This is a genomic window from Brachyspira murdochii DSM 12563 (assembly GCF_000092845.1).
GTDB lineage: Bacteria > Spirochaetota > Brachyspiria > Brachyspirales > Brachyspiraceae > Brachyspira > Brachyspira murdochii.
Map to the genome: position 1 here is coordinate 2,427,276 of NC_014150.1, position 20,892 is coordinate 2,448,167.

Consider the following 20,892-nt stretch of genomic DNA (forward strand, 5'->3'; position numbering starts at 1 on the left):
AGTAAAAAATTAATGATAAACAATATATTGTATAATTTTTTATAGAATCACTATTTATTTTAATTTTAATATAAAAGCAATAAAAAAACAACTATATTTTTTACATTCCCCGCCCTTTATACCTTCTTGTTTAATTTAAATTTTCAATTTTATTTATATTTGATACTAATATATAAAAAGCATACCCGCCCAAGCTCTTTTAAATTTATGGATTTATACATGAAAAAAGGAGACATAAAAATGCCTCCTTTGAAATTTTTTTATTTATTATATTAAGAATCAAGAAAATCTTTTAACTCTTTTTTCTTTGACTGAGCTCTTAAACGCCTTATAGCTTTAGCCTCTATCTGACGAATACGCTCTCTTGTAACCTTAAATACATATCCCACCTCTTCAAGAGTATGAGAATATCCGTCAACAAGTCCGAAACGCATTCTTATAACTTTTTGCTCTCTATCTGGAAGACTATCTAGTATGGAGTCAATTTGCTTTCTTAAGATTTTGAAAGTAGTGATATTTTGAGGACTTTCAAATTCTTTGTCTTCTATAAGTTCTCCTAATATAGTGTCCTCTTCATCGCCTATAGGAGCATTTAAAGATACAGGGTCTTTAGCTACATTTCTTACGCTTTTTACTCTGCTTTCAGGCCAGCCTAATGCCTTTGCTATCTCCTGAATAGAAGGCTCTCTTCCATGCTGCTGCATATACTGTCTTAATACTCTTTGAACTTTATTAATCTGCTCTATCATATGAACAGGTACTCTTATAGTTCTAGCCTGATCGCTTATAGAACGTGTAATAGCCTGACGTATCCACCAAGTGGCATATGTAGAAAATTTATATCCTTTTTTATATTCAAATTTATCTACAGCCTTTATAAGACCAATATTTCCTTCCTGAACCAAATCAAAGAAATGAAGACCTCTATTAACATATTTTTTGGCTATAGCGATAACAAGTCTTAAATTAGCTTTAACTATATGATCTTTAGCCTGAGCTATCTTTCTTCTAGCAGAATCTATTTTACGTACCCATTCCACCAAAGTTTCTTTATCAATACGTACTTCATCATAAATATCGGCCATACGTACTTGAGCTTTATGAAAACTTGTTATAACAGCTTCTATAGCTTCCGGAGTAATATTAAACTCATCTACAAGCCTTATATATATATCCTTATTTCCAGATTCTATTTCTTTATAGTAGTTTTCAAAGTCAGATATTTCTTTATAGTATCTTTTTTTAAGTTTTTCAAAATATTCTTCTATTTGATTTATTCTATGAAGATAGAACTTTAGCTTTTCGGCTATTCTGTCTATTTCCATTCTGTTTAATCTTACTTTTGTTAGAAGTTTAACAATATTTTCTTTAACCTCTTCCTGTTCTTTGGTAAGAGCTTTAATGGTTTTCTGAGTAGTAATCTTTTTAATTCTCTTATCCAAAGCAAGATACTTTTCAGCTAATGCTGTATACTCTTTTTCAAAGTTTTTGTATTTTCTTTCTAATTTTCTTTTTTCCTGAGTAGAAACATTGTAAATTCTAGGCGGCTCTAATATTTCATGTATAGAAACCTTTCCCGTCTGAACATTTTTAATGGTATTAAGCACTTCTCCTACAACAAGATGAGTATTAAGTATAATATTTTCAATTTCAGATTCTCCGGATTCGATTTTTTTGGAGTAATCTACTTCATCATCATGAGTAAGAAGGCTTACCTTTCCTATTTCTTTAAGATAAAGTCTTATAGGATCATCATTATTTCCGACTTTATCTTCTACATGTATAAACTTAGCAGTATCATCAATTTTATTCTGATTTTTGGAAAGGCTTTCAAACTCCCTTTTGTCTTCAACAATTACAATCTTTCTTGCATTTAATAATTGAAAAAGTATATCCATTACATCAGTATCCATATTGTCTATGGCACCATTAATCTCTTTGAAGGTAAGATATTTGTTGGCATTACCTTTTTCAAGTAATTTTCTAATCTTTTCATTGTTTTTAATCAAAAGATCGCAATCTTCTTCTGTCATCATAAATCACTTCCTTGATGTAATTTTTCTTTTTGCTTATTAAGTAAATGTATTTCGCGTGCTTTTTCACAAATAGCCTCAAACCCATCATTTAATGAATGATTATTTATTATTTCCATTCTCTTAGAGTCTATATCGCCGCTTTTAATTTTAATAATAAGCTCCTCCAATTTTTCATATATGTTTTCGCTGTATAGTTTCTTCCTGCTTAAAATCTGATTGGCTATATGCTCATTTCCAAGTATATTAAGAGCATCTTCTACGCTTGCTTCTTTATTAAGAGTTAAGAGTCTTATATAAAATTCCCTTGTTATATCTTTCTTAATAAGATCTACACTAATTTCTCTTTCAGCCTCTTTAATTAAAGAAGGATTCAAAGCAAGTAAGTATATTAAACTATTTTCATAGTAAAATTTATTGTCTGTATTATTTTTTATTATTTTTCTGTTATCATTATAGGAAACATTATGATTTGTTTTCTGCGTGCGTAAATAATCCTTGTTAAGAGCCTCCCTATCTACAGAAAGTTTAGAAGCTATATGAGAAATTATCATCTGCTTCTCTGTTTCGCTTTTTACAACGTCCAAATATCTATAAAAGCTGTTAATAATCATTAGCTTTTCTTCTATAGAAAGAGAAGAGATTTCTTTTTTTACTTCTGTTTCTATAATATAATCGTACCAATGCAATCTATTATTATATAGTATATCAAACCGCTTTTTATCATAAACTGTAAAAAATTCATCTAAATCTTTGGTTTCTTTTATAGAAAGTATAGTCAATTTTAAATCAAACTTCAATAGTGTAAGTATAGCCGCTTTGGCCGCCTTTATACCAGCCTCATCACTGTCCAAAGCTAGTACTACATTACTAGTATATCTTTTTATTTCTTTGGCATGCTCTTCTGTTATAGCTGTTCCAAGAGTACCAACTACATTTTTTATACCCATTTTGTGGCAGGCTATAGTATCCATATACCCCTCTACAAGCATAATTTCGTCCTGCTTCATTATATAGGATTTTGCTATATTTATACCGTACAGAGAGGATTTCTTTTTGAATATTAAACTTTCCTTTGAGTTTAGATATTTTGGTTCTTTTCCATCTATACTTCTTCCTCCAAAACCTATTACTTCTTCTCTTTCATTAATAATAGGGAACATTATTCTATTAACAAATGTATCATAATAGTGATTAGGATTATTTTTGCTTACACTAGCAAGACCTAATATATGCATATTGTTAATAGTAATTTTATTTTCAGATAATGCATCAATAAGGGCATTCCAGCTTGGAGGGGCATATCCTATTTTAAACTCTTTTATAATGCTGAATGGTATTTTTCTTTTTTTAAGGTATTTTTCAGCTTCTTTATAAAAATAATTGCCGTTTTTATCTTTTAAAAGCAGAGTTTTACCGAAAAAATTGCAGGCTATTCTGTTAATTCTTCTGCTTTCTAAGTATATTTTGTCCTTTTTTGAGGATTTAGCCGAGAAGAAATCGGTAACATCTACAGAGAACCTCTTTCCAAGATACTCTATAGCCTCTTTAAAAGACATATTTTCTTTTTCTTTTAGGTATGTTATAACATTGCCCTTAGCTCCGCAGGTGAAACATTTATACACACCTTTATCATCATCAACAGACATAGAAGGATTAGTTTCCTGTCCGTCTTTATGAAAAGGACATTGAACTGTATATTTGTTTCCGCCTCTTGAAACTACTTTATATTTATCTCTCAAAATATCAATAAGAGATACCCTAGACAATAAATTATTTAATTTTCCTATAAATAAATTATCCACAGCACATAAACTCAAAATATTATCTATATATTAATCGGATATAGATATTAAAAAATACATGTTATACCCATAAATAAATATAGACAAATATAAAAATATTTTAAAAAAAGTCAAGCAATTATACTTTAAAAAAATAAAAAAAATGTAATTACAATTCAATTTATTTTACATATTTATTGCTTGACAAAATTATTTTTTTTATTATTATAATGAGAACATCTTTTTTGGGGAAATATTGTGATTAATTATTTTGAAAAGAGCGAGAGAAGAAGAAGGATCTTAAACAATATAAAATCAAAGAGGATTATTATAGATAAATTTCATATACCTCTTGGCATAGTTCCAAGTGAATATGCTTACCCCATGGAAGGGACAAAGATAGAATTAAAAAATACTAATAATGGAGATATCTATACATATAGAATATCAGTATCAGCAGAGAAAATCTATTCTCTTTATTTAAAGCTTCTGAAACTTTTTCCGTCATATGGAACTATTGTTATAGAACGTATAAGCGAGGATATAAACAGAAATTTTGATGTTCTTATGAGCGATCCTGATATTTCATTAAATGAGATAAGAAAAGTATTTAAAAAGTATAATGAGCTTTGGGTTGAATGCGGTTTTGTAGGGTTTGGTGTTATAGATGAGCTTACCGAATTTGAGATTTTTATAAATTTGGATAAAGAAATAGAGATTAACACTACATATAAAAACATGAGAAAGATTAACCGCATACTTGATTCTTATAAACTTCTTAATGACGATGTTTCATTTATGAGCGATTATGAGCATCTTCATTATTCATTATCTTCTATAGCAGCAGATTACGGCTGTTCTGAAACTGATGAATATATATTTGATTACTATGATATTATAAATAATCTTAAATCAATATATGGCTTTACAACTATTAACTTAAATGAGAATGATAAGATAATTAAAGCTCCTAAATGGTGGAATGTTACTGTTAAGGGACTTGGTAAATGTCAGAAAAGAACTTTTATATCTACATATTATATAGTTGCAAATACAATAGAAGAGATGGAAACTTTAATAGATGAAAAGATGAAAGATATAAATGTGGATTATTATTATATTTATGATTTTTATAATGTTGATCCTAAAAATTATAATTATGAAAGTGTGAATGTTACAAATATACATAATATATCTTTTGAGAAAGCTCCGTTTGGAATATGGGCTCAGTCTGATGTATTTATATGTAAGGTAAAAAATATAGCATCATATTATATTAATAAGAATTATGCAAGAACATATTGATAATAATTTTCAAAAAGCGTTAAAATTGAAAGAACATATTAAATATCAATTTAAATATTGCCCTTACTGTGGAGCAAAAGATTCTTTTATTTTTAATGATATAAAGATTTTTAAATGCTCAAAATGCCAAAGAACTTACTTTGTTAATCCTGCATCTGCTGTAGGGGTTATAATAGAAACTCCTATAGGCATAGTGTTTGTTGAAAGAGGAATTGAACCTAAAAAAGGTTATATAGATATGCCGGGCGGATTCTGCGAGCCTTATGAAAGAGTGGAAGATACTGCCATTAGAGAAATATTTGAAGAGACTAGTATTAAATTAGATAATATACATTTTCTTATGAGCGGCTCAAATGAATATATATACGAAGGGATTATGTATGTTACTTCTGATTTATTTTTTTATTCAAAATTAGATTATGTGCCTGAAGTTATGGCTAATGATGATGCTGTTAATGTTGCATTTATTAAAAGAGAAGATATTGACATGAAAAAGATAGCATTTGAATCGGCTAAAGAGGCTTTACTCTATTATATAAAAAATTATTAAATATTTAAAAAATAGTTTTGATTATAAGAATTGATTAATATTATAAAAATATGATAAATAAGAAACAGATTTTAGAATTAATACTTGCTTCATTTACAGCTGTTTTTTTGGCGGCATTTATTAGAATATTTTTTTTTGATACTTATATAGTTACAAATAAATCTATGGAGCCTACTTTTTTTGAAGGGGATCAGATACTGCTTTTAAAAAAGAATTTTATATTTAATAAAGTGAAAAATTTTGATGTAATTGTATTTGAATATAATAACAGCAATTTGGTAAAAAGAGTTATAGGAAAAGAAGGAGATAAGGTAGAAATTAGAGACGGAGGGCTTTATTTGAATGATAATCTTATAGAGCATGAATATTATATATTTTCAGATGATGATGACGGGCTTTATATTGTAGGAAGTAATCAGTATTTTGTTTTGGGGGATAATATTAAATTAAGTGAAGACAGCAGATATTTTGGTTTTATAGATGAAAATACTATAAAAGGTCAGGTTATATTAATATTCAGCCCTAAAAGCAGATTTCAATTATTCAGTAATATATTCCATAAATATAATGAGTGATACTATAATATTTATATAATAAAGTCATTCTAATAACTTGATACTTTTTTGGCAATTATACAAATACTACCTGAACCAAGAACATATAAATTATAGTACCTGCTCCTATACTTATCAGCACATTTCTCTTTATTATATGCAAAATTATTATAATTGTTATTGATATTAATTCTGGTAAGGCATAAGGAAATTTTATAATATTTATTTCTTTCAAACAATATATTACAAGAAGTGATATCATAGAGTAGGGCAGCATCTTTCCTAAGAACTTTATATATTTACTTTCAGATAATGATTTATTTATTATAATAAAGGGAAGAAACCTTAAAGAAGCGGTTCCTATTACAATCATCAAAGCTGTTATAAATATTTCTTTATTATTCATATATTATTTCCGTCTTCATTATATTTGTAAATAATACTTATAGCGATAAATATTAATATCATAGCAAGTATTATAAATATATTAGTTTTAAATATTAAAATAGGTACAGAACATAAAAGTCCAACCAAAGCACCTCTATGATCTTTACTTTCAAGCCATTGTTCTGTAAATATTACAACAAATAAAGCAGTCAAAACAAAATCAAACCCTTTAGTATTGAAAGTTATAAATGATCCTATCAAACAGCCAAGCAATGTTCCTATATTCCAGTAACAGTAATTCATAAATGATACAAAAAAGAAAAATGCTTTTTTATTAATGTTTTCAGGTATATTATGCGAGCAAACTATAGAAAAAGTTTCATCGCTTAATGAAAATATTAGAAACGGCTTTAATATTCCTATAGATTTATATTTAGAAGCCATAGATATGCCGTAGAACGCCACTCTTGAATTAACCATTAATGTTAGCACTAATGCATATAATGGATTAAATGGTGCTAAAAATAGATAATTAATAGCCGTATACTGCATACTTCCGCAATATGCAAACAAACTTAAAAATACAGCAAGAGAAGTATCAAATCCCTTTGACTTCATAAGTATTCCATAAGCCATACCTAAAAATATATATCCTATAAGTACAGGTATTGTTATTGGAAATGCGTATTTTAATGCTGAAATTAAATTATGTTTTTTAGTATTCATATTTTTTATAGTCTTAGTATTTTATGTTATATCAAAAAAATAATAGGATAATAAAAAAAATATTTATGTCAATATTATTTTTATAATTTTGATTTTATATTTTTTACCTTTTCTTCATCTGTATATTTTATACTAAACTCTGAAGCCCTTAAAGGAGTACCCATAAATACATTTTCGTTCCTATACTGCATAATACTTGCTGCTGTTTTATTTGCTGTCATATGATATTCATTAGCTTTTAGAGTGTCTTTTATATATTCAATATTTCTTTCATTTATTCCGCTTCCGGGCATTATTATTATTTTATCATTATATTTTGAAATTAATTCTTTTAATTTGATTATACCGCTCATAACATTAGCCTCACCTCCAGAAGTGAGTATTCTCTCAAAACCAATGGATATTATATCTTCACATGATTTATTTAAATCACAGCTTACATCTATTGCCCTATGAAAAGTAGCTTTACCGCTTCCCCATAACTCTAATAATTTAGAGCATCTTTCTTTATCAACATTTCCTTCTTTTGTAAGTATGCCGAATACTATGCCGTCAATTTTTAATTCTTTTATGAGTTTTATTTCTCTTTTCATTATTTCAAACTCTGTATCATCATAGCAGAAATCTCCGCCTCTAGGACGCACCATTGCATATATTGGTATATTTACTTTTTCTCTTGCTAATTCCAAAACACCATAACTAGGAGTTGTGCCTCCTTCAAACATATTTACGCAAAGCTCAAGTCTATTAGCCCCTCCTTTTTCAGCATTTATACATGACTCTACAGAATCGACGCATATTTCTATTTTGGTATTCATAATAATGCTCTTTATAAATTAATTAAAACATATAGATTATACTAGAAATTTGCTAATTGTCAAAATATATTATATAATACCCCACATCTATTTTATAATAAGGATTAGGTTTATGAAAAAAATATTTATAATGTTATTACTTAATATAATATACATATCTGCTTTTGCTGATACCACTAATATAACAAAGCATTTATTTTTTACTCTTGAAGGAAGCATTGATAAATATCCTATTACAATAAATATACATATTACAAATCCTGATAATATTACAGAAAATAAAAAGTCTAATATATACGGATATTATAAATACAATAATGTTAATACTCCAATACCTATAATCGGAGAAATGGATAAAAATACTATTAAATTTACTGCCTTTGATTATGATAATTCTAATAAAAAAGAAGAATTCAGCTTTAAAATAAATAGTAGTCAGTTAAATAATATTATTAATTTAGGAAACGGCAAAAAGAATATTAATTTAAAAGGAAGCTGGCAAAATAACAATAAAAAATTAAGCTGTAATATAGAAACTGTAAAACCTTTAGGAGATAAAATACATACTGTTTATGATATATCTGTTTCTAAAGAATTTAAAGATAATACTTATGGTTTATCTGCACTTTATATAGAAAATTTAAAATCATCTATATATGAAGGTAAAATCATAAACAAAATAAACAATACCAATGAAATGATAAAAAAAATTAATGATGATATTGCTAAAGTAAATCTTAATGATGAAGAAATTTTTTACGAAGTTAATTTTTATAATTTTTATAACAATTTTTTTAATGATAATATTTTATGTTTTACAAGCAGTACAGAATACTATTATGGAGGAGCATATCCTGATACTGCAATATCACATTTTACATTAGATATTAATAAATTAGAAATAAAAATATTAACTTTATCAGATTTCGTAAATGACAGCGATAAATTTAGAAAAGCTTTGCAAAGCGAAATAGATAAATATTATAAAGAAATTGGAGAAGATGATTTTACTGTTGATGTGATAAATAAATCTGATAGTTATTATGCAGAAAATTTAATGTCAAGAAATATTTCAATTAGTAGATATTTTGAAGGTATTAGTTTACATATAAGATTTGAACTTTCTCATGCTGTTAGAGCACTTGATGATTTTAAAATATCTTTTGAAAAATTAAAGCCTTATTTAAAAAATAATATTTACTGATTATTATTGCTATTTTAATAATAAATAATCAAAACTTTACTTTTATAGTTATTTTTTGTATAATAGTATTATGAGCAGAAGAGATATTAATGTTTTAAATGATTATTTTGTGAGGTATTTATTTTCATCACCAGACAGTAATCCTATACTGCTTGATTTTATCAATTCAATAATGCTTGACTCTAACATGAAAACTTTTAGATCAGTAGAGATACTTACTCCATTTAATTATAAAGAAAATTATGAAGATAAGGAAACAATAGCAGATGTAAAGTGTATAACTCAAAATGGTACTGTTGTTATAATAGAGATTCAGCTTCAAGGCAATTCAAGATTTCCAGAACGCATATTATATTATTGGGCTTCTAATTATAGCAAATTATTAAAACACGGAGAAAAGTATGATGCTTTAACTCCAGTAATTAGTATAAATTTACTCAATTTTAATTTAGATGATTCAAATAATATTCATTCATGCTATATGATTTATGATACCAATAATAAAAGATTACTCACTGATCATTTGCAAATTCATATAATTGAACTCAAAAAATTTAAATATAATTTATTACAATCAGATTTAAACTGTTGGCTTAAATTTTTTACAATGAAAGAAAAAGATAATAAGGAGGTTATTATGTCAGAATTAGTAAAAGAAAAAACTATAATGGAAGAAGTACAAAAAAGATACAATAACTTTGTTAAAGACAGACTGATGATGAACGAATATGATAAAAGACAGGCATATTTATATGGTAATCAAATAATGCTTGAAGAAGAAAGAAGATTAGGAATAGAAGAAGGTATAGAACAAGGTAAAAGGCAGCAGCAAATATCTATAGCTAAAAACTTCAAAAATGCAGGAATAGATATAAAAATTATAAGTGAAAATACAGGATTAAGTATAGAAGAAATAAAAAATTTGTGAACATCTGGCAAGTTTACTTGTCAGATACTGTTAGTGAATAAATTTTTTATATATAAATAAAGAAATAAAAAATTTGTGAACATCTGGCAAGTTTACTTGTCAGATACTGTTAGTGAATAAATTTTTTATATATAAATAAAGAAATAAAAAATTTGTGAACATCTGGCAAGTTTACTTGTCAGATACTTTTAGTGAACAAATTTTTTATATATAAATAAAGAAATAAAAAATTTGTGAACATCTGGCAAGTTTACTTGTCAGATACTGTTAGTGAACAAATTTTTTATATATAAATAAAGAAATAAAAAATTTGTGAACATCTGGCAAGTTTACTTGTCAGATACTGTTAGTGAATAAATTTTTTATATATAAATAAAGAAATAAAAAATTTGTGAACATCTGGCAAGTTTACTTGTCAGATACTTTTAGTGAACAAATTTTTTATATATAAAATAAAGAAATAAAAAATTTGTGAACATCTGGCAAGCTTACTTGTCAGATACTTTTAGTGAACAAATTTTTTATATATAAATAAAGAAATAGAAAAACGATAATAAATATAGATCTGAATTTATTAAAAAAATAAAAAGAGCTTCTATATACAACAATATATAAAAGCTCTTAATTTTTATTTATTATTTTTTAAGAAGTTCGCCTACTATCTCATCAAGCTCTTCAGGTTTTACTCTAGGATCATAACGTCCAACTATATTTCCTTGTCTGTCTATTAAGAACTTACCGAAGTTCCATCTTATCTTTTCAACGCCTTCTTCAGTTGGTTTTTCAGTTCTTAAATAAGTAAATAAAGGATCAGCATTTTTACTATTAACTTTTACTTTGTCAAATAGTTTGAATGTTATGCCGTATTTTTCTTTTCTAAACTCGGCAATCTCTTCTATAGGTTCTTTTGCCTGACCTCCGAATTGATTGCAAGGAAAGTCTAATATTTCAAAACCTTCTTTTTGATATTTAGTGTATAAATTCTGCAACTCAGAATATTGTTTGGTAAATCCTCATTTAGTTGCGGTATTAACTATTAGTAAAACTTTACCTTCATATTCTTTTAGGCTTATATCTTTACCTTCAGCATCTTTTACTGTGTAATCATAAATGCTCATAATTTCCTCCATTTATTAATTATATATTATAAAAATTATAAATTATTTTTCTATATATGCAAATAAAAAGGCATACCCTATATAAGAATATGCCTTGAAATACTCTAATTATAAATTATAAAAGAGCTTTAGCAGCATTTAAAGCGGCATCATAATCTGGTTCATTAGTAATTTCTGGAACATATTGTACATATTTAACAACATTGTCTTTATCAAGAACAAATACAGCACGAGTTAAAAGCTGTAATTCTTTTAATAAAGTACCGAATTTTCTTCCGAAATCTTTTTGATTGTAGTCAGAAGCTACGATATGAGAAGAAACATTAGCAGCACCGCACCATCTAGCCTGAGCAAATGGTAAGTCAACAGAAATTGTTACAACTGTTACTCCTTTAAGGTTAGCAGCTTCTTTGTTAAATCTTCTAGTTTGTACATCGCATACTGGTGTATCTAAAGATGGTACAGATGAAATGATTTTTACTGTATCACCAGCATCTTTTAAAGACCATGGGCTTAAATCTGTTTTTAATACTGTAAAGTCTAATGCTTTTGCTCCAACTGATAATTGAGCACCTTCTAAAGTTTGTGTAGCACCTTGAAATGTAACTGTCATTTTTTACTCCTTCTATTATTAATTTATCTTTGATAATAAAAATAAAATATAATCTTTTATTATTTAAGAAACTATATAATTATTAAAAAAAAAGTCAATAATAAAAATGAATAATTTTATTTTTTAGGTATTTCTAGTAGTTTTAGCCTAATTAAAAACTCTTTATTATATTTTATTTTTATTTCAATGTTTTTTTTTGTGATAGGGTGAACAAAATTAATCTCTTTTGCTATCAATGCAAATCCTTTCATTTTGTAAATACCAGCATTTTTTGAGTATATTTTATCACCTATTATTGGGTGCCCTATATATGAAAGATGCACACGTATCTGATGAGTTCTGCCTGTTACTGGTTTAAGCTCAAGTAAAGTGTGTTCATTAAGTTTTTTTAATACTTTATAATAAGTTACAGCACTTTCTCCGCCTTCTTTTACTGAGAGCGGTATTCTTTTATTAGGATTTTTTTTATCAATGCCTATGGATATGTTTATTACACCGCTATTATTTTTTAAGTATCCTTCTGATATAGCATGATAAACTTTACTTATAGTTTTGTTTTTAAAAGATTCTTCAAAGTATTTTTTTGTATTTTCGTCTCTTGCAAGTATCACTATTCCAGAAGTAAACTTATCTATTCTATGAACTAAATACAGATTATTAATATGATTATGTTTTTCTTTTATTTTTTTTATTAAATTATCGTCAACTTCTATTCCAGCCTCTTTATTGACAGCAATAAAATAATCATCTTCATAAATAATATTCATATTTGTTTCGCTTATAGTTTTTTTATTATTAGAGATATTCTAGTAAAGAAGTAATTAACATTTCTTAAACTCTCCATAAGAAGAAATATTAATTTTTCTTTTTTTTCTCTTTCGCCTCTTTCGCACATTATAATAGTTGCAGATAATATAGTTTTTAATATGCTTACCTTATTTTGATATTCTTTTATTGTATTTATAGTTTTATCATATATATTGTCTATATTTTCTAAATTATTATTTATATTATTATATGTATCTGTGAGAATATTTCTAAAGTCTTCTAATGTATTTTTTAATTTTTCATATGCTTCTTTTATACTTTCATTACTATCTTTTTTATATATATTATTAGCTATATTCAATGCTTTTTGTCTTAAATTATTTTCATAGAAATCATTTATATTTCCTTCTTCTATGGATTCCATTTTTACAGCTTCTTTAGTTATTCTTTTTATTTTCATTTTGTTATATTTATTTTTAAACTCATTAAAATATTCTATTTGGCTTTCAAATACAAACTCAGTTGGAGGATAATTATTTATATTGGTATTATTTTTTATAGCATTAAAATAATATGATTCATAAGTTTTTAATTTATTTATTTTATTGACCATATATTCATAAGATAGAGCATGTTTAATATGTCTTTCATAAAAAGGATAGCTATTGTCAAAACCTATTAAAAGCACTTCATCTAAACCTATATAGTATGCAAAATCTATCATAGCAGTAGCCACAGTATTTGAAGCCTTAAGAGATGATAATTTTGTGAAGTTTTCTATGTATTCTATAAGCCCTAAATTTTCTATAGAAGTAAATCTTATAAGATTAGTTTTGCAGCATGTATTTTTAGGTATAATTTTATTGCATGACATATCCATAATTAAATATGGAAAATGTGAGTTTTCATAAACAAAATCAAGAGAATTAAAAAAACCTCCGTCAACAGTAATAACAAAATCAGGTATTATACCATGTTTACATAATACACTATAGCTAGTATCAACACATATTATAAATAGATTTTCTCTATTTTCTTTTATATATTGTATGCTATGTTTTAATGTGGGACCTGGGCATATTAATAATGCTTTTAACCCTTTAAATGAATCTTTAAAAATTGCAATATCTGCGGAATCTTTTATATATTCGCTGTTAAATATAATATTTTTTGTCCATATATTTTCAAAATACATATTAGTGAATATATTAGATACTTCTTTTTCCATTATATTAAGTATTTGAGTATATAGAGTATTTGCATTATCTTTTTCTTCTTTTGTTAGAGAAGGCAAGATTACAAGATTAACACCATTTATATTTTTATAGTCTATAAGTTCATTAATATAATTTATAGAATCATCTTTATGAATGAAAAATATATTTTCACTGTCTGGACTATATATATTGTAGTACGAATATTTAAATAATACGGCATCTTCAACTACGGCAATAATTTTTAAAGTTTTGATAGTATTTTTATTGAAGTAGTTATCAATATTTTCTATTAAATATTTTAATATATATCCCAAGCCGTAACCGTACATTATGAGAAGATTTTTATTTTTATTAATATTTTCCAAAGCTCTTTTACATTCATTATTAATATTATATTTGCTGTGCACCGCTCTTGAATTTTTTGATGCTGTTATAATGCCGTCTTTATTTTTTTCTATATTGTATGAAGCGTCTGGTTCGCCTGATAAATCTTTCATTAAAGAATGTAGTTTTAAAGATATTTTCATTTATCTATGATAACAAAAAAAATATAAAAATCAAATATATAATAATTTTTTTCTTTTTTTACAAAAAATTATTGACATTATTGATAATTTTTATAAATTTACAATTATTAAATGTTTAGGGGTATATAATTATGAGTAGTTCACCATTAGGGATTAATACCAAAACAGGCAAGTCCTACAAAGTTATGGTTATAGATGATTCTAGTACAATACGTATAGCAGAAAAGAAAATTTTATTATCAGAACAGTTTGAGGTAACAATGGAATCAGACGGTGCAATGGATGCATTAAATAAATTGAGAGATGCAGCAGATAAACCAGATATAATAATGATAGATTTTGAAATGCCGCAGATGAATGGTATAGATTTGCTTAAAAGAATAAGAGCTTTAAATATAGATTCTAAAATAATTGTGGTAACATCTTATTCCAATAAGGGCGTATTGATGGAATTTTTAAAACTTAAAGTTGACGGATATGTTGTAAAGCCTATACAGCGTCAGACAGTTATTGAGCATTTAGCCAAAGTACTAGGAAGAGAAGATTATATAAAATAATTTCTTTTTATAATACATTTTAGACTAATTTTTCTATAATTTAATAATTTTCTTCTATTATTTATTGTTTGATTTTTATATATTAAAATGTTATAATATACGATATTTTTTTAAGGATAATAATATATGGCAGTAAAAAAAAATAAAACTGATAATTCTGAAGAAAGACAATATTCCACACTGACAAAAGATATATTAAAAAGAGTAGATCATATTTCAATAGAAAATGAATTAAGAGAATCCTATTTAACTTATGCCATGAGCGTTATAGTATCAAGGGCTTTACCTGATGTTAGGGACGGATTAAAGCCCGTTCATAGAAGAATACTATATGCTATGTATGATGCTAATCTTACACATGACAAACCATATAAGAAGTCGGCAGCCACAGTAGGTGAAGTTTTGGCACGCTATCACCCGCACGGAGATGCTGCAGTTTACGGCACTATGGTAAGAATGGCACAGGATTTTTCTATGCGTTATTTACTTGTAGACGGACAGGGTAACTTCGGTTCTATAGATGATGACCCGCCTGCCGCTATGCGTTATACTGAAGCAAGAATGACTCGTTTTGCAGAAGAAATGCTCAATGATATAGAAAAAGAAACTGTTAAATTTGTTCCTAACTTTGATGATTCCAGAACTGAGCCTTCTGTACTTCCAGCTACAGTTCCTCAGCTTCTTGTAAATGGAAGTATGGGTATTGCTATTGGTATGGCTACTAATATGCCTACTCATAATTTAAGAGAAGTAGTTAATGCTGTTGTTTATTATATAGATCATCAGGACGCTGAAATTAAAGACCTTATGCGTTATATACAAGGTCCAGACTTCCCTACTGCTGGTATTATATACGGTAAAGAGGGCATTAAAGAGGCTTATACTACTGGTAAGGGAAGAATCAAATTAAGAGCAAGACTTGAAATAGAAGAAACTAAAAAAGATAGAGAGGCTATAGTAGTAAAAGAACTTCCTTACGGGGTTGTAAAAACTACTCTTCATGAGAAGATAGCTGAGTTAGTAAAACAAGGTAAAATTGAAGGTGTTGCTGATATTAGAGATGAGTCTAGTAATAGAGCTGGTATTCGTCTTATAATAGAACTTAAAAAAGGTGTTGCTACTCAGATAGTATTAAATCAGTTATTTAAACATACCGATTTAGAAACTACTTTTGGTATAATTAATCTTGCCTTAGTTAATGGCGAGCCTAAAGTATTAAATTTAAAAGAACTTATAAAATATTTTGTTGACCATAGAGTTGAAGTTATTACTAAAAGAACAGAATATGATTTGAATCAAGCTAAGGCTAAAGCTCATATATTAGAAGGCTTACTCATAGCACAGGCTAATATTGAAGAGGTTATAAGAATAATAAGAGAAAGCGAAAATACTGATGCGGCAAGAACAACTCTTATGAACAGATTCAAACTTTCAGAAAAACAAGCTCAGGCTATACTTGATATGCCTCTTAAAAGATTAACAGCCTTAGAAAAATTAAAAATAGAACAGGAATTGCAGCAATTAAGAGAGTTTATAGCTTATTGTGAAGACTTACTTGCACACCCAGAAAAGATACTTGCAGTTATTAAAGATGAGCTTAAAAAAATAGCAGAAAAATACGGTGATGACAGAAGAAGCGAAATAATAGGAAAAACTAATGATACAGAGATAGATGAAGAAGATTTGATACATGATGAAGATGTGGCAGTATCAATCACTACTCAGGGATTTATTAAGAGAGTACCTGCTTCGAGCTACCGTACACAGGGCAGAGGCGGAGTAGGAGTTCAAGGCGGAAAATCTCAGGGCGAGCATTATATAGAGCATTTATTTGTTGCTTCTACCAAAGATTATTTATTTATATTTACAGACAGAGGTAAGGCTTTCTGGATGAAAGTTCATGAAATACCTGCCTTAACTAAAATTTCTCAGGGAAAAAGTATTAAATTTATTCTTAATTTAGCACCGGAAGAGAAAATAACAAGCTACTTTACAGTATCTGAGTTTGATCCTAAACAGTCTATTATTATGGTTACAAAAATGGGTACTATAAAGAAAATGGAATTAAAACATCTTGAAAATGCTAAAAAAAGAGGAATATTAGCTTTAACATTAGAAAATAATGATGAGCTTGTAGCTGTTTCTGCTGTTCAGAGTGGAGATGACTTTATTATGACTACAGCTACTGGTCTTGCTTTGAGAATAACTGAAGAGAAAATCAGAAAGATGGGAAGAGCAGCTGCTGGAGTTAAAGGTATTGCTTTAGATGATGATGACATTTGTGTATCTGGAAATGCTATACATAAGGGTGAATCATTAATAGTTATTACAGAAAATGGTATAGGTAAAAGACTTTCTTCTAAACAGTTTAATGTTAAAGGAAGAGGGGGCAAGGGTCAAATTTATATTAAACCAGATAATAAAACTGGTAAAGTTGTCAGTGTAAAAACAGTAGGAGACAAAGATGAGATAATGGTTGTTACTACTGATGATATGACTATAAAAATAAAGGCTGATTCTATACCAGAGCTTGGAAGAAATGCTAAGGGTGTAAAAATCGTTAATATTTCTGACGGAGCTAGAGTTAGTGATTTGGCTGTTGTGCCTTGTGATAATGAGGAGAAAAAGTAAGAAAAATAAAGCCTGTATTCAAATTAAGAATATGGGCTTTTTTATTAAAAAAATTACATATTTTTTATGAAGTTTTGTTATATTAAAAATATAAAAGATATGTTGTTTAGAAATATTTGAGATAAGAGTTGTTTTATTTTTTTAATCTTCAATTTTATTATTATATTTTTTCTGTATCTTTTTCTTTAATCGTGGTAAATGCAGAAAAATTACTTATTAAAAACATAAAAATATAGATAATGTTAATATAATATTAGAGGTTGTATTATGGATAGAAAATTAGAATTACCTTATAAGGCGGAAATATTTATAAAGAGTAAATTTCTTAAAGCAGAAATAGTAGAACTGGAAAAAACTGATAATATTTTTAAAGTAGAACTTGATAACGAAATATTTATCACATTTGACGAAAATGGTAATTGGCTTTCTATAAATAGTGAAAAAAGACTTCCAGAGCATATTATTCCAGAAGTAGTAAAGGAAAAAGTAGATAAATTAAAAAGATTAGAAATAGAATACAAAAATGAAAATTTAGATATTAATGAGATAAGGCGAATCATTAATTCATATAGAGTAATACTAGATCATTATTTAGAGATGCATATATACAGCAGATAATCTTATTTTAAGCATCTTACAATTTTCCCATTAGACATTTCATAAACATTATTTGCATAAGCTGCAATATTATGAGCATGAGTAACCATAATGATGCTTGTCCCCTGTTTATTTATTGCTGTAAGTATTTCCATTAATGTTTTTGTAGTAGCAGGGTCCAAGTCGCTTGTAGGCTCATCGGCTATTAGGCATTTACATCCGTATGCCAATGCTCTTAATATAGCTACCTTTTTCATTTCGCCGCCGGATAAATTAGCAGCTTTAGAGTTCATTTTATCTTTAAGAGAAAATAGTTCTATATTTTCTTTTGTCTGCTTAATTTTATCTTCTGTTATTTTATGTTTAAAAGCTAAAGGCATTAATATATTATCTATAACACTTATAGTTGGTATTATAACAGGGTACTGAAATATATACGAAAAATATTCTCTTCTAAAGCTGGCAAGCACGTCTTCTGAGGCACCGTTTAATTTGAAAGAGTCATAATATATAGTTCCGCTTGTAGGTTTAAGTATAGCACCTATAATGCTGAGCAATGTACTTTTACCGCTTCCAGTATGCCCTACAAAGCTGATAAAATCTCCCTGATTTATATCCAAACTAATATCTTCGCATGCATTAAATTGTGCAACGCCTAAAGGAAAAACTTTTGATATACTAATAATTTTTATGTTCATAGTGTTCCTCTTAAATCCTCATAAGGATCTTTATGCAAAAGTATTGAATTTGATATAAATGCACCTATCATAAAGGCTATTATCAAAACAGCATTGGCTAAAAGCATCATATAAGCTCCGTTAATAACATCAGCAAATTCTATTAAAGTTAATATATAAGAACTGTATCTTAAATATAAAATTCCCACTTCTATTATACATATACCAAAAGATATAAGGGGGTATAATAAACTTATAAGCATTGCCAGTTTTTTTATAGCTAATTTAGTAGCTCCGAATATACGCAAAGTAGAAAACATTCTGCTGTTTTTTGAGAATATGTATGAACTTGTTATTGCAGAATAAAGCACTCCTACAATAAATATTCCTATAAATAGGGAGTATATAGAAAACTCTCTGAAAAAAGGTATATTTTCATTTAATAAAATCTCGTATTTCCATACCAAACTAAATATTGAAGTTATGGTCATAATTTGTGATAATGAAATAAATATCACTATAGAAAATACCATACTTCCTTTAATAAGTTTGGAAGCGTATCCAATAGTAGAATTATACACGGCAAACCTTCTATTTATAATAATAATATTTAAACTGTTTACAAATACCTTTGTAAAATAAAAATATATACACTATGCTATATATAGTATCGATATTATTGTATATTACTTAAATAATAATTTTTTATTTTAATTTGAATGCTGCAATAGTAAAATCATCATCAGGGGACATATAAGAAAGATATTCATAAAAATCTTTTTCAATACTTTCCATTATTCTTTCTATTTTGTCATTTCTATTATCATAAAGCACTTTTTTTAATCTGTCTATACCGTATAAATCATACTTATTTTTTGATTTTGAAGCCTCTGTTACTCCGTCGGTATAGAAAAATAATATATCATTTGTTTTTATATCAATAGTTTCTTCTTCATATTTTGCTTTTGGAAAAAGACCTATTATAGTGCCTCCTTTAGTGAATTCTTTTATTCCATTTTCTCTTACTAAAAGCATTGGTGTATGAGAAGCATTTGAATATGTAAGTTTTTTATTTTTTAAGTCTATTTCTGCTATAATCATAGTAAGATAATAGTTGATTGGAAGTATCTGCAGCAGATAATTATTTATATCATACAAAAAAGAACTTACAGATTTGAAAGAAGAGGCTAAATTTCTAAAAGCTGTCTTAAACATAGCTGTGATAATTGCTGCCTCTACACCATGACCGCTTATATCTGACATAATAAACAGTATTCTGTCATTGTCTATATTTACATAATCAAAAAAATCTCCGCCTATTACTTCAAAAGGTTTGTATAATGATGCTGAAGTGATATAATTGCTGTTAGGCATTTTATTTGGAATCATATATTCCTGAAGCTTTCTTGCTTTTTTCATATCTTTTTTATATTGTTTTTTTATATTGTCAAGTACATCGTATCTTCCTAAAATATAGCTGTTTTTTTCTTTTAAGTCAATTATTGCTTTTTGATAATCATTTATTGTGGAGCTGTTTATTTTTGAAAATCTGTATATTTTTCCGTCTGATGTTTTCTCTTGTATTTCTTTATAATCTTTAATTAAATACATTTTTGTTAAATGTCTGTAAAATATAAATGATGGAATCAAAAATAATAGAAATAATATAAATAATAGTATAAATATAAATTTATTTTCATAATATGAGATAGAAGCTATATTAAGAAGTATAAATAGCACTAGAAATACTACAGAAATAAATTTTAAAAACATTAAAATACGTTCATCTTTCATGTTTATATACAAAACTTTATATTACAATAATGAATTATAACAAAAAGATTATAGTTTGCAAATATTTTTTATAAAATAAAGAGTATAGATATTGCAAAAAATAG

At 26.9% G+C, this 20,892-nt stretch carries 20 protein-coding genes; 8 read left to right on the forward strand and 12 right to left on the reverse strand.

What is annotated here, in order from left to right:
- Positions 1–272 precede the first annotated feature (272 nt).
- Both rpoD and dnaG read right to left on the reverse strand, forming a co-directional pair.
- Complete coding sequence (gene rpoD / locus BMUR_RS10720) at positions 273–2,036, reverse strand: RNA polymerase sigma factor RpoD (protein WP_013114582.1); 1,764 nt, start codon at positions 2,034–2,036, stop codon at positions 273–275.
- Positions 2,033–3,838 carry a DNA primase gene (gene dnaG / locus BMUR_RS10725; RefSeq protein WP_013114583.1) on the reverse strand — a complete coding sequence of 602 codons (1,806 nt, stop codon included), beginning with the start codon at positions 3,836–3,838 and terminating at the stop codon, positions 2,033–2,035. The genes rpoD and dnaG overlap by 4 nt, the downstream gene beginning before the upstream one ends.
- Positions 3,839–4,075: 237 nt before the next feature.
- Here dnaG and BMUR_RS10730 point away from each other — a divergent pair, with 237 nt between their 5' ends.
- From BMUR_RS10730 to lepB, 3 genes are read left to right on the forward strand one after another with little or no spacing between them, the layout of a single operon-like run.
- A complete protein-coding gene (locus BMUR_RS10730; RefSeq protein ID WP_013114584.1) occupies positions 4,076–5,122 on the forward strand; it encodes a hypothetical protein in 1,047 nt (348 codons plus the stop codon).
- Positions 5,106–5,672 (forward strand): NUDIX domain-containing protein, encoded by a 567-nt coding sequence (locus tag BMUR_RS10735; protein ID WP_013114585.1) that lies wholly within the window; start codon positions 5,106–5,108, stop codon positions 5,670–5,672. The genes BMUR_RS10730 and BMUR_RS10735 overlap by 17 nt, the downstream gene beginning before the upstream one ends.
- Positions 5,673–5,722: 50 nt before the next feature.
- Entirely contained in the window at positions 5,723–6,247 is a 525-nt protein-coding gene (lepB, locus tag BMUR_RS10740) for a signal peptidase I (RefSeq protein WP_013114586.1), read from the forward strand.
- 55 nt (positions 6,248–6,302) lie between these two features.
- On the opposite strand, the gene BMUR_RS10745 is transcribed toward lepB, so the two are convergent.
- The 3 genes from BMUR_RS10745 to BMUR_RS10755 form a co-directional block, all read right to left on the reverse strand.
- Complete coding sequence (locus tag BMUR_RS10745) at positions 6,303–6,632, reverse strand: branched-chain amino acid transporter permease (RefSeq protein WP_013114587.1); 330 nt, start codon at positions 6,630–6,632, stop codon at positions 6,303–6,305.
- Positions 6,629–7,339, reverse strand: a complete 711-nt coding sequence (locus BMUR_RS10750; RefSeq protein ID WP_013114588.1) for an AzlC family ABC transporter permease — start codon at positions 7,337–7,339, stop codon at positions 6,629–6,631. Before BMUR_RS10750 ends, BMUR_RS10745 begins: the two co-directional genes overlap by 4 nt.
- Positions 7,340–7,419: 80 nt before the next feature.
- Entirely contained in the window at positions 7,420–8,157 is a 738-nt protein-coding gene (locus BMUR_RS10755; RefSeq protein ID WP_013114589.1) for a copper homeostasis protein CutC, read from the reverse strand.
- Positions 8,158–8,269: 112 nt separating this feature from the next.
- Between BMUR_RS10755 and BMUR_RS10760 the strand changes: the two genes are divergently transcribed.
- Both BMUR_RS10760 and BMUR_RS10765 read left to right on the forward strand, forming a co-directional pair.
- A complete protein-coding gene (locus BMUR_RS10760) occupies positions 8,270–9,361 on the forward strand; it encodes a hypothetical protein (protein ID WP_013114590.1) in 1,092 nt (363 codons plus the stop codon).
- A gap of 70 nt (positions 9,362–9,431) precedes the next feature.
- The gene (locus BMUR_RS10765) at positions 9,432–10,289 is read left to right on the forward strand and encodes an Rpn family recombination-promoting nuclease/putative transposase (RefSeq protein WP_013114591.1); all 858 of its coding nucleotides are present in this window, start codon (positions 9,432–9,434) and stop codon (positions 10,287–10,289) included.
- Between the two features lie 635 nt (positions 10,290–10,924).
- Here the strand turns inward: BMUR_RS10765 and BMUR_RS10770 are convergent.
- The 4 genes from BMUR_RS10770 to BMUR_RS10790 all read right to left on the reverse strand — a co-directional run bounded on the left by BMUR_RS10770 (position 10,925) and on the right by BMUR_RS10790 (position 14,532).
- Positions 10,925–11,407, reverse strand: a complete 483-nt coding sequence (locus BMUR_RS10770) for a glutathione peroxidase (RefSeq protein ID WP_013114592.1) — start codon at positions 11,405–11,407, stop codon at positions 10,925–10,927.
- A gap of 115 nt (positions 11,408–11,522) precedes the next feature.
- Positions 11,523–12,020 carry a thiol peroxidase gene (gene tpx / locus BMUR_RS10780; RefSeq protein ID WP_013114593.1) on the reverse strand — a complete coding sequence of 166 codons (498 nt, stop codon included), beginning with the start codon at positions 12,018–12,020 and terminating at the stop codon, positions 11,523–11,525.
- Positions 12,021–12,136: 116 nt separating this feature from the next.
- Complete coding sequence (locus tag BMUR_RS10785) at positions 12,137–12,787, reverse strand: RluA family pseudouridine synthase (protein WP_013114594.1); 651 nt, start codon at positions 12,785–12,787, stop codon at positions 12,137–12,139.
- Between the two features lie 11 nt (positions 12,788–12,798).
- The gene (locus BMUR_RS10790; RefSeq protein WP_013114595.1) at positions 12,799–14,532 is read right to left on the reverse strand and encodes a motility associated factor glycosyltransferase family protein; all 1,734 of its coding nucleotides are present in this window, start codon (positions 14,530–14,532) and stop codon (positions 12,799–12,801) included.
- 131 nt (positions 14,533–14,663) lie between these two features.
- On the opposite strand from BMUR_RS10790, the gene BMUR_RS10795 reads away from it, so the two are divergent.
- The 3 genes from BMUR_RS10795 (at position 14,664) to BMUR_RS10805 (ending at position 18,338) form a co-directional block, all read left to right on the forward strand.
- Positions 14,664–15,089, forward strand: coding sequence for a response regulator (locus tag BMUR_RS10795; protein ID WP_013114596.1), 426 nt, complete (start codon positions 14,664–14,666; stop codon positions 15,087–15,089).
- A gap of 126 nt (positions 15,090–15,215) precedes the next feature.
- Entirely contained in the window at positions 15,216–17,720 is a 2,505-nt protein-coding gene (gene gyrA, locus BMUR_RS10800) for a DNA gyrase subunit A (RefSeq protein ID WP_013114597.1), read from the forward strand.
- A 267-nt stretch (positions 17,721–17,987) separates the two neighbouring features.
- Entirely contained in the window at positions 17,988–18,338 is a 351-nt protein-coding gene (locus BMUR_RS10805) for a PepSY-like domain-containing protein (RefSeq protein ID WP_013114598.1), read from the forward strand.
- A gap of 2 nt (positions 18,339–18,340) precedes the next feature.
- On the opposite strand, the gene BMUR_RS10810 is transcribed toward BMUR_RS10805, so the two are convergent.
- The 3 genes from BMUR_RS10810 to BMUR_RS10820 form a co-directional block, all read right to left on the reverse strand.
- Entirely contained in the window at positions 18,341–19,015 is a 675-nt protein-coding gene (locus BMUR_RS10810; protein ID WP_013114599.1) for an ABC transporter ATP-binding protein, read from the reverse strand.
- Complete coding sequence (locus tag BMUR_RS10815) at positions 19,012–19,575, reverse strand: hypothetical protein (protein ID WP_013114600.1); 564 nt, start codon at positions 19,573–19,575, stop codon at positions 19,012–19,014. The genes BMUR_RS10810 and BMUR_RS10815 overlap by 4 nt, the downstream gene beginning before the upstream one ends.
- Before the next feature lie 124 nt (positions 19,576–19,699).
- On the reverse strand, positions 19,700–20,788 hold the full coding sequence (locus tag BMUR_RS10820) for a PP2C family protein-serine/threonine phosphatase (protein ID WP_013114601.1): 1,089 nt from the start codon (positions 20,786–20,788) through the stop codon (positions 19,700–19,702).
- Between the last annotated feature and the right edge of the window lie 104 nt (positions 20,789–20,892).